Consider the following 8,529-nt stretch of genomic DNA (forward strand, 5'->3'; position numbering starts at 1 on the left):
ACTTTATGGACAGACACTAAGTAGTGCGCGTCTACAAATTCATAAAAAATTTTTACAATTAGTGTGTCTGTTCAGAAAGTGCCAGTTGCAAGGCTTGCGAAGCCGCCAAAAACGGAGTTTACTTTTCGTAAATGAGTATTTTGGCGGCAAGCGTAACACAGCAAATGGCACTTTATGGACAGACACTAAGTAAGTCCATTATTTGTTTACCATGAACAAAGAATTGCACCGCATTAAATACTCAATTCCTTTATTAAATCTGAAATTTTGGCTATCACATCGTTTGTTACCTGCTCCATTCGGCGTCGGAGTTCCAGATGTTCGATGACATACTGATGCCTGGGTGTGACAGGAAAATCTTTATTATAATACTGCATTTCCTGTTCCTGTGTTTTTATTCGTTTCAACATGCGTTTCAACTGATCTTCATAATCATCTATCACCATCTCTTCCACGGCATTGAGTTCCTTCTTCCCTTTTCCGTTGGCTATTTCTTCATTACGGCTGCGGATAATACTCAAATCGCGCAAAAACCAATCGATATGGTTTTTCCACATTTTGTACTCAAAATCCAAATCCATCAAGTAAATTTCGCCTTCTTTCATTCGTATAAAGTTTATTTATTAAGGTATAGTAGAACTCGCATGTAAGCATTTATACATATTCTTATTGTGGAAAATCTATCTATGTTTATTTTATCTTACATTTAATAATGTTGTTACGGCTGTTAGAGTTGTTAAGTTGTTAGAATGTTATATGTTATTACATCATCTAACAATTCTAACAGTCCTAACAATCTAATAATCCAATGATCTATTATGGTAATCCTTGCTATGCTCATTTCATAAGTATAAAATTTGTCAAACTTACTCGAGGAATACGACCTTCTCAAGTTGCCTTGTTAAGATAATACTTTTTTTTGAATTTGGGCAAGGGGGATTCCTGCACTACGCTCCATGGTTCAATGATCAGTTAAAAATGCCTAAACGCTGAAGACGCAATAACGCAAAGTTTTTATTATTAGAGCGTTGTGATTAGCGCCATTGATTGAGTAAACAAATTATCAGAGATTGGTAGAAGTTTAACGGCAGTTTGCGAGAAAACTTAACGGGCGACTTCAGGGCCTTGCGGGTAAGTTGGAAATTAAGCCTGATGCGGGTGGATAGGTTTAAACGAACCAGACTTTTTTGTTTCTTTTTGGAGCAATGCCAAAAAAAACACACATATTGTGAAAATTTTTAAGTTGCTGCTTGCTTCAACAAAAAAGAGGGCAGCCCGGAAGACTACCCCATTTCAAACCTTACGCTATGGAATTTAAACAGTATTTGTTATTCACAGACACGCTGTAAGTAAAAATTGTTTGCAAGTTTATAGACACGCACTAAGTAACCAAAGAAACCTCTAAGACAATTTCCTTTCCACGCTGAATGGCCTTTTCATTCATAGGCAACAAATGATGATGTCTTTCCGGAAGTGATTTTTTCAGTCCTTTCAGAACATTCTCCATTTCAACGATCGGTTTGATCTTAAGATAACCACCAAGAACGATCATATTCATAGTCTTGGTGGATTTCATCCTGGCAGCTTCTTCGGTAGCATCGATCCGGTAAATGTTAATATCATCCCGTTCAGGATGACGGGTAATACCATTAGAATCGTATAAAAGCACCCCTCCGGGTTTCACTTTAGGTTCAAATTTATCAAGCGATTGCTGATTAAGAATAATGGCGGTATCAAATGTATGCAAAATAGGTGAACTGATGCGATGATCGCTAAGTACCACTGTAACATTAGCCGTTCCACCACGCATTTCGGGGCCGTAAGACGGCATCCAGCTTACTTCCATATTCTGCATTACACCCGAGTAAGCAAGTATTTTACCCATGGAAAGAACACCCTGACCGCCAAAACCGGCTATTATGATTTCTTCTTTCATAGTTTAGTTCAAATTTACATTAAACATCTTTAATATCGCCCAAAGGATAGAACGGGAACATGTTTTCCTCCATCCATTTATTGGCCTCGACAGGTGTCATTTTCCATCCGGAATTACAGGTAGAAACCACTTCAACAACAGAAGTACCTTTATTCTCCTTTTGCTTTTCGAAAGCCTTTCGGATGGCTTTCTTAGTCTTACGAACAGCGCCGGCCGTATGAACCGATTGACGGGTAACATAGGCTGTTCCCGGCAACTGTGCAAGCAATTCGGTCATCTTCAACGGATTTCCGTCATGTACCGGTTCCCGCCCAAATGGACAGGTAGATGATTTCATACCCTCAATGGTAGTCGGTGCCATTTGTCCGCCGGTCATTCCATAAATACCGTTATTAATAAAAATAATGACTATATTTTCACCCCGGTTGCAGGCATGAATGGTTTCGGCAGTACCAATAGCGGCAAGGTCTCCGTCGCCCTGATAGGTAAAAATATACCGGTCGGGACGCAGGCGTTTCATGGCAGTTGCCAGAGCCGGTGCCCGTCCGTGAGCTGCTTCCTGCCAATCGATATCAATATAGTTATAAATGAGAACCGAACATCCAACAGGGGCCACTCCAATTGTCTGGTCCTGTATATCCATTTCTTCGATAATCTCTGACAAAACCTTATGGACAACCCCGTGGCTACATCCGGGGCAATAATGCATTACATTATCGGTCAGAACCTTCGTTTTACCATAAACCAGGTTTTCAGGCTTTTTTATTTCATTGATCACGGCTTCCATACTATTTCCCTCCTGTTAGTTTTTGTTCGAGCGCATTAGCTACCTCTTCAGGTGAGTGAACCACACCACCGTAACGCCCGAAATGTTCAACTCTTACTTTACCTTCAACGGCCAGCCTGATGTCTTCCACCATTTGGCCACTGCTCATCTCAACCGACAGTATACCTTTAAGCTGTCCGGTCAGATTCTGCAGCTGTTTCACCGGGAACGGGAAAAGTGTTATGGGTCTGAGAAGACCAACTTTAAGTCCCTTAGCCCGCAAAATTTCCTTCGCAGCTAAAGATATTCTTGCGCTGCTTCCGTAAGCCATCAGTAAATATTCGGCATCGTCGGTATCAATAGCTTCATAACGCACTTCTTTCTCCTGCAGCTCTTTGTACTTGGCCTGAATTCTCTTGTTAGCTTCCTCGTGTTTTTCGGAGTCCAGTTCAACAGAAGTAATGATATTGCGTTCCCGGTCTTTCTTTTTCCCTGTGGTTGCCCAGGGATGCATCTCATCAATATCTTCGTTTGTCCAGCGCTTCTTCTGGGGTTTTAATTCAACCTTTTCCATCATCTGACCAATCATTCCATCCGAAAGGATCATGGCAGGATTTCTGTATTTAAATGCAAGGTCGAAAGCCAGTTCCACAAAATCGGCCATTTCCTGAACAGATGAGGGTGCCAGAACTATCAGTTTGTAGTCGCCGTGTCCTCCTCCTTTAACAGCCTGAAAATAATCAGACTGAGCGGGTTGTATCGTACCCAGTCCCGGGCCGCCACGAACCACATTCACAACCAGGCAGGGCAATTCAGCACCGGCCATATAACTCAAACCTTCCTGCATCAAACTGATACCCGGGCTGGAAGAAGATGTCATGACGCGTTTGCCACATCCTGCACCTCCATATAACATATTTATGGAGGCCACTTCACTTTCGGCCTGTAAGACCACCATACCAGTTGTTTCCCATGGCTTCAGGGCCATAAGCGTTTCCATCACTTCCGACTGCGGGGTAATCGGATACCCGAAGTATCCGTCGGCACCACAGCGGATAGCTGCTTCGGCAATGGCTTCATTGCCTTTCATTAACCTTAGTTCACTCATCGGCTTTATGATTTCTTAGTTCTGAATTCTGTTAAGCATTCTCTTTAACAGTGCATCAGACCATTTCTACTTTTTTTCGGTAAACGGTGATGCAACTATCGGGGCATACCAATGCGCAATTGGTACAACCGTTACATGCATCCGGATTGGCCATATATGCATAATTATAACCTTTCCCGTTGACTTCGTCGGCCAAAGCGATAACATTGGTCGGACAGGCTTCCACACAAAGCGAACAGCCCTTACAGGTTTCTATATCAACCTCTATGGTTCCTATCATTTTTGCCATAACTAATCGGTTTGATTTTTTACTCTATTACGAATTTAGATAAAAATTGTAACCCGGCCTTATGACACCTATCATTATTTCCTATAAACAAAGCGAATAAATAAAATTACGATTTGTAACCTTTTGAAAAATCAGTCACTTAAGACGGTTGTTTATATGCATTTTAAATTTCCTTCCTGTCCACGAGTCCCGGCAAATAGCTTCAACCGCTCTTCCAATTCATTCATCCTCTTCTTCCCCGTGTGTGAAACACAAATCCTGAGTCCTTCTGTGCGACTGCTGCCCGTAGTATCCAGCGTGATGGCGCTGATGCCATAGCGAATCAGTTCTGAAAGCAATTCTTCACCCGTCATTCCCGGATAACAGACGGTAAAATAAAACCCGTCGGCTACATCCCGCTCCTCATCTTTTTCGTACACCAGCTTAAATCCGTTTTCAACGAACAGCTTTTTCATGATTGCGGCACGCTCTCCATACTCTCTCACATAGGAAACAAAATCGAACCGTCCGTCGTTAACAGCTTTCAACAATGCGGCAAATCCGAACTGCGGAGAGTGAGCAGTGCCGGCAGTTGTAGAATAAAGTGCATCCTGAAGAATGGCAATGCCAAACCGGCCGGAGTTAAAAAGTTTGGCCAATCCGTCAAAATGCCTGGAAAATAACTTGTCGGAAATCAAAAGGCTTCCGATGCGTTGGCCGGCATAACTGAAAATTTTGGAACTTGAAAAGAGCAACACATAGTTGTCGGTGTATTTAGCAACAGTGGGCTGATAAGGAGGCTCACCGGGAACACCGTAATTTTTGCGAAAGTCCATTCCGAAATAGGCCAGATCTTCCATCACAATAACATCATACTTGTTAGCCAAATCACCGATTATTTTTAACTCCTTATCGGTAAAACATATCCAGGCCGGATTATTGGGATTCGAATACAAAAAAGTACTAATATGCCCCTCTTTAAGATAGGATTCGAGTTTATCGCGAAGCTTTTCTCCCCGGTAGTTATAGATATCAAAACTTTCGTATTTCATCCCCTGCAGGACAACCTGCCGTTTATGAACGGGAAACCCGGGATCAATAAACAGGGTAGTATCCTTTTCAGGATCGCGCCGGTTGGCTACCATAAAAGTGACGAACGACGATTGCATCGACCCTACAGTCGGAATACAACCGGCAGGATCAATGTCGATATCAAGAAACAACTTTGCAAATCGTGATAACTCCTGTTTCAACTCTTTTACCCCCTCAATGGGTGGGTATACCGACGAAACTCCTCTCTTCAGAGCATCCATCTCGGCATTGACTCCCATATCAGGAGTATCAAGGCCGGGCACGCCCATCTCCGTTCGAATAAATTTTATCTCAAACATTTCCTGCAACCGGTTAACCAACTGAACAATCTGACGAATGGTGCAGTAAGCCAAACTGTTAATTCCGAATTTTTCTCGAAGTTGCAAAACAACTTCTTTGCTTATTGGAAACGGACTTCTTTTTGTCATTATAGTTGAATCTTTTAACTGTTCAATACAACAATAGATCGTTAAATTTTTAGATATAAGATATAAGATGATTCATCAGTATAAATTATGTATAGGTTATTGGTCTGATGGAACTAGCATGCAAGCATTTATACATATTTTTGTTGTGGGAACCCTTGCCATGCTCGTTTCATATAATCTTGATATACTGCATTTTAATAACTACAACCTTTTAATCACAAGCAATTGGTTTGCAACGTATTGTAAAAGTTTAACGGACTGTTGATACCATAGTCCGTTAAAAAAAACCTAAACACAGAGACGCAACGACGCAAAGTTTTTATTATAAAAGAGAGTTGTTGTTTGTATCATTAATGAGCCCTGTCTAAAAAGCATCTTTTTTGCCAAACTCTGTGTTATTTTAAATCTTTATATACTCATTAACAATGAGTTAACTCCGGTGCAAAAATTTAAAACGCCTTGATTTTGACAAAAATATACTTTTAATATCGCGCTCAATAATTGTATAAAAAATTAATCACCAGATATTTGTAAAAGTCTAACGGTGTATTTCAATATATATAATTGATCAATTCAATCGCCCGGTTCGCCCGGTTCCTCCGCTTGCTTGCAAGAATTGGTATGTTTGTCAATTGGTAATTGGTAATTGATCATTGATTATTGATCATTGATCATTGATCATTGATTATTGATCATTGATCATTGAATAATCTGTTTACGCTCGGCTCTGCCGCTTTGCTTGCAAAGGATCCGTGTCGCTCGGCTCTGCCGCTTGCTTGCAAGAATCTGTGGTGAAGTCTCAGCCTCAGCCTCAACCTCAACCTCAACCTCACCCCTTTCCCCTCTCATTCTTACGTTAACTCCCCCTACTCCATTTTCCTTTTATCAATCACTCTTTTAGCTTTTCCCTCGCTTCTTTCTATGGTTTTTGGTTCTACCAGTTTAACATTAACCGAAAGCCCTATGGTACTTTCAATCTGATTTTTAATTTTTTTACCCAGATTTTGAAGCTCACTGATCTTATCCTGATAAAACCTGTCCTCCACTTCCACATGCAACTCAAGCGTATCAAGATTGTTAATGCGGTCGACAACCAACAGGTAATGAGGTGTAGTTTCATCCATCTCGAGCAATACACTTTCAATTTGCGAAGGGAAGAGATTTACACCACGGATAATCAGCATGTCATCGCTTCGTCCGGTACACTTGTCCATTCTTACCAGGGTTCTTCCACAACGGCAGGTATCGAAGTGAAGGCGCGTAAGATCGCGGGTTCTGTACCGGATAATCGGGAGTCCCTCTTTGGTAACAGTGGTAAAAACCAATTCTCCAAGCTCACCCTCGGGCAAAACCTCCAAAGTATCAGGATCGATAATTTCCGGAATAAAATGGTCTTCATTAATGTGCAGACCGTTTTGATACTCACAGTCGAATGAAACACCGGGACCGATGATTTCACTCAGTCCGTATATATCAAAAGCCTTTATTCTGAGTTTCTTTTCAATCTCCCGGCGCATGTTGTCTGTCCATGGTTCTGCCCCGAATATCCCGACTTTAAGTTTCAGCGCATCACGCTCAATATCGCTCTCTTCAATGGCCTCAGCCAGATATGAAGCATAAGAGGGGGTACAGGCCAAAACCGTACTGCCAAAATCATTCATTAACTGCAACTGGCGTTTGGTATTACCGCCGGAAATGGGAATCACCGAAGCACCCACTTTTTCGCCCCCGTAATGAAGACCCAGTCCGCCGGTAAACAATCCATACCCATAAGCAATCTGTATAAAATCGTTCTTGCCAACGCCTGCACCGGTGAGGGTACGAGCCATCACCTCCGACCACACGGCAATATCGCGGCGGGAATACCCCACCACGGTTGGTCGTCCTGTGGTTCCCGAGGATGCATGAAGCCGGATTATTTCACTCATAGGAAGTGCAAAGAGACCGAAAGGATAATTATCGCGTAGGTCTTGTTTGGTTGTAAAAGGCAGAAGTTTTAAATCATCAACCGTCTGGATATGTTCCGGACCCAACCCCTTTTCCTGCATTTTGGCCCTGTAATACGGGACATTATAATATACCCTTTCAACAGTGTCGCGTAACCGGTCACTTTGAACTTCTCTCATCTGTTCGCGAGGCATAGTTTCAAAATGCCGGTTCCATATCGATAGTTCCATAAAGATTAAAATTTATACAGATCACTGGCCGAAATCAGTTCCATTTCGTGTTTCTGAAGTTCTTCAATTGCTTTTTCTATATTGTCGCTTTTCAATACAATAAACGATTTGTCACCGGGTGAGAACCCGTAAAGATATTCGATACCGATACCGGCATCCGAAAGTATTTCAAGTGTTCTGGAAAGGGCCCCCGGCGTGTTGGGGGTAGCAAATGAAATCACGTCGTTAACATTCACCGAAAAAAGGTTTTCTTTCAGTATGGCACGTGCTTTCTCAGGGTCGGAAACGATCATTCTCAGTATCCCGAACTCAGAAGTATCGGCAACGCTGCATGCAGATACGTTAATGTTCGCTTGTCCGAGAATACCAAAAACCTCGTTGAGCCTTCCGGCACGATTTTCCAAAAAAACCGACAACTGTTTTATTATCATAGATTTGAATTTATTTTTTTGAATAAAACGGGCGAAATTTACAAATTATTAACTAATTAATGCGTGTCTATAAACTCCCAAAATTTTTCACAATATATGTGTGTCTGTTTAGAAAGTGCCAGTTGCAAGGCTTGCGAAGCCGCCAAAAACGCAGTTTACTTTTCGTAAATGAGTATTTCGGCGGCAAGCGTAACACAGCAAATGGTACTTTATGGACAGACACAAATTACCGCGGAAAACCGGGAAATAACTTATGAGCCCGGTCTAAAAAGCATCTTTATTGCCAAACTCTGTGTTGTTTTAAATTTATGCATCCTCATTAA

General features: G+C 41.8%; 8 protein-coding genes and 1 pseudogene. 1 reads left to right on the plus strand and 8 read right to left on the minus strand.

Features of this window, described 5'->3' with window-relative positions; genetic code table 11:
* A pseudogene (locus tag OQ5_RS23985) lies at nt 1–193 on the plus strand (hypothetical protein); the annotation flags it as partial.
* Between the two features lie 40 nt (nt 194–233).
* Here the strand turns inward: OQ5_RS23985 and OQ5_RS0119645 are convergent.
* From OQ5_RS0119645 to OQ5_RS0119685, 8 genes are all read right to left on the minus strand, one after another.
* Entirely contained in the window at nt 234–605 is a 372-nt protein-coding gene (locus OQ5_RS0119645) for a hypothetical protein (RefSeq protein WP_016779130.1), read from the minus strand.
* A gap of 776 nt (nt 606–1,381) precedes the next feature.
* Complete coding sequence (locus OQ5_RS0119650) at nt 1,382–1,936, minus strand: 2-oxoacid:acceptor oxidoreductase family protein (RefSeq protein ID WP_016779131.1); 555 nt, start codon at nt 1,934–1,936, stop codon at nt 1,382–1,384.
* Between the two features lie 19 nt (nt 1,937–1,955).
* A complete protein-coding gene (locus OQ5_RS0119655; protein ID WP_016779132.1) occupies nt 1,956–2,723 on the minus strand; it encodes a thiamine pyrophosphate-dependent enzyme in 768 nt (255 codons plus the stop codon).
* A 1-nt stretch (nt 2,724) separates the two neighbouring features.
* Nucleotides 2,725–3,810, minus strand: a complete 1,086-nt coding sequence (locus OQ5_RS0119660; protein ID WP_026055419.1) for a 3-methyl-2-oxobutanoate dehydrogenase subunit VorB — start codon at nt 3,808–3,810, stop codon at nt 2,725–2,727.
* Nucleotides 3,811–3,865: 55 nt separating this feature from the next.
* Nucleotides 3,866–4,099, minus strand: a complete 234-nt coding sequence (locus OQ5_RS0119665; RefSeq protein ID WP_016779134.1) for a 4Fe-4S dicluster domain-containing protein — start codon at nt 4,097–4,099, stop codon at nt 3,866–3,868.
* 152 nt (nt 4,100–4,251) lie between these two features.
* Complete coding sequence (locus OQ5_RS0119670; protein ID WP_016779135.1) at nt 4,252–5,598, minus strand: aminotransferase class I/II-fold pyridoxal phosphate-dependent enzyme; 1,347 nt, start codon at nt 5,596–5,598, stop codon at nt 4,252–4,254.
* Between the two features lie 866 nt (nt 5,599–6,464).
* Entirely contained in the window at nt 6,465–7,775 is a 1,311-nt protein-coding gene (locus OQ5_RS0119680) for a phenylacetate--CoA ligase family protein (protein ID WP_026055420.1), read from the minus strand.
* A 5-nt stretch (nt 7,776–7,780) separates the two neighbouring features.
* Complete coding sequence (locus OQ5_RS0119685) at nt 7,781–8,206, minus strand: ACT domain-containing protein (RefSeq protein WP_016779138.1); 426 nt, start codon at nt 8,204–8,206, stop codon at nt 7,781–7,783.
* Nucleotides 8,207–8,529 lie beyond the last annotated feature (323 nt).

Origin of the sequence: Anaerophaga thermohalophila str. Valhall (assembly GCF_000250735.1) — a bacterium.
In the GTDB taxonomy this organism is placed as follows: domain Bacteria; phylum Bacteroidota; class Bacteroidia; order Bacteroidales; family Marinilabiliaceae; genus Anaerophaga; species Anaerophaga thermohalophila_A.

Coding starts and splice junctions, on each gene's coding strand:
- OQ5_RS0119645 (WP_016779130.1), bottom strand. CDS start 605: ATGAAAGAAGGCGAAATTTACTTGATGGATTTGGATTTTGAGTACAAA.
- OQ5_RS0119650 (WP_016779131.1), bottom strand. CDS start 1,936: ATGAAAGAAGAAATCATAATAGCCGGTTTTGGCGGTCAGGGTGTTCTT.
- OQ5_RS0119655 (WP_016779132.1), bottom strand. CDS start 2,723: ATGGAAGCCGTGATCAATGAAATAAAAAAGCCTGAAAACCTGGTTTAT.
- OQ5_RS0119660 (WP_026055419.1), bottom strand. CDS start 3,810: ATGAGTGAACTAAGGTTAATGAAAGGCAATGAAGCCATTGCCGAAGCA.
- OQ5_RS0119665 (WP_016779134.1), bottom strand. CDS start 4,099: ATGGCAAAAATGATAGGAACCATAGAGGTTGATATAGAAACCTGTAAG.
- OQ5_RS0119670 (WP_016779135.1), bottom strand. CDS start 5,598: ATGACAAAAAGAAGTCCGTTTCCAATAAGCAAAGAAGTTGTTTTGCAA.
- OQ5_RS0119680 (WP_026055420.1), bottom strand. CDS start 7,775: ATGGAACTATCGATATGGAACCGGCATTTTGAAACTATGCCTCGCGAA.
- OQ5_RS0119685 (WP_016779138.1), bottom strand. CDS start 8,206: ATGATAATAAAACAGTTGTCGGTTTTTTTGGAAAATCGTGCCGGAAGG.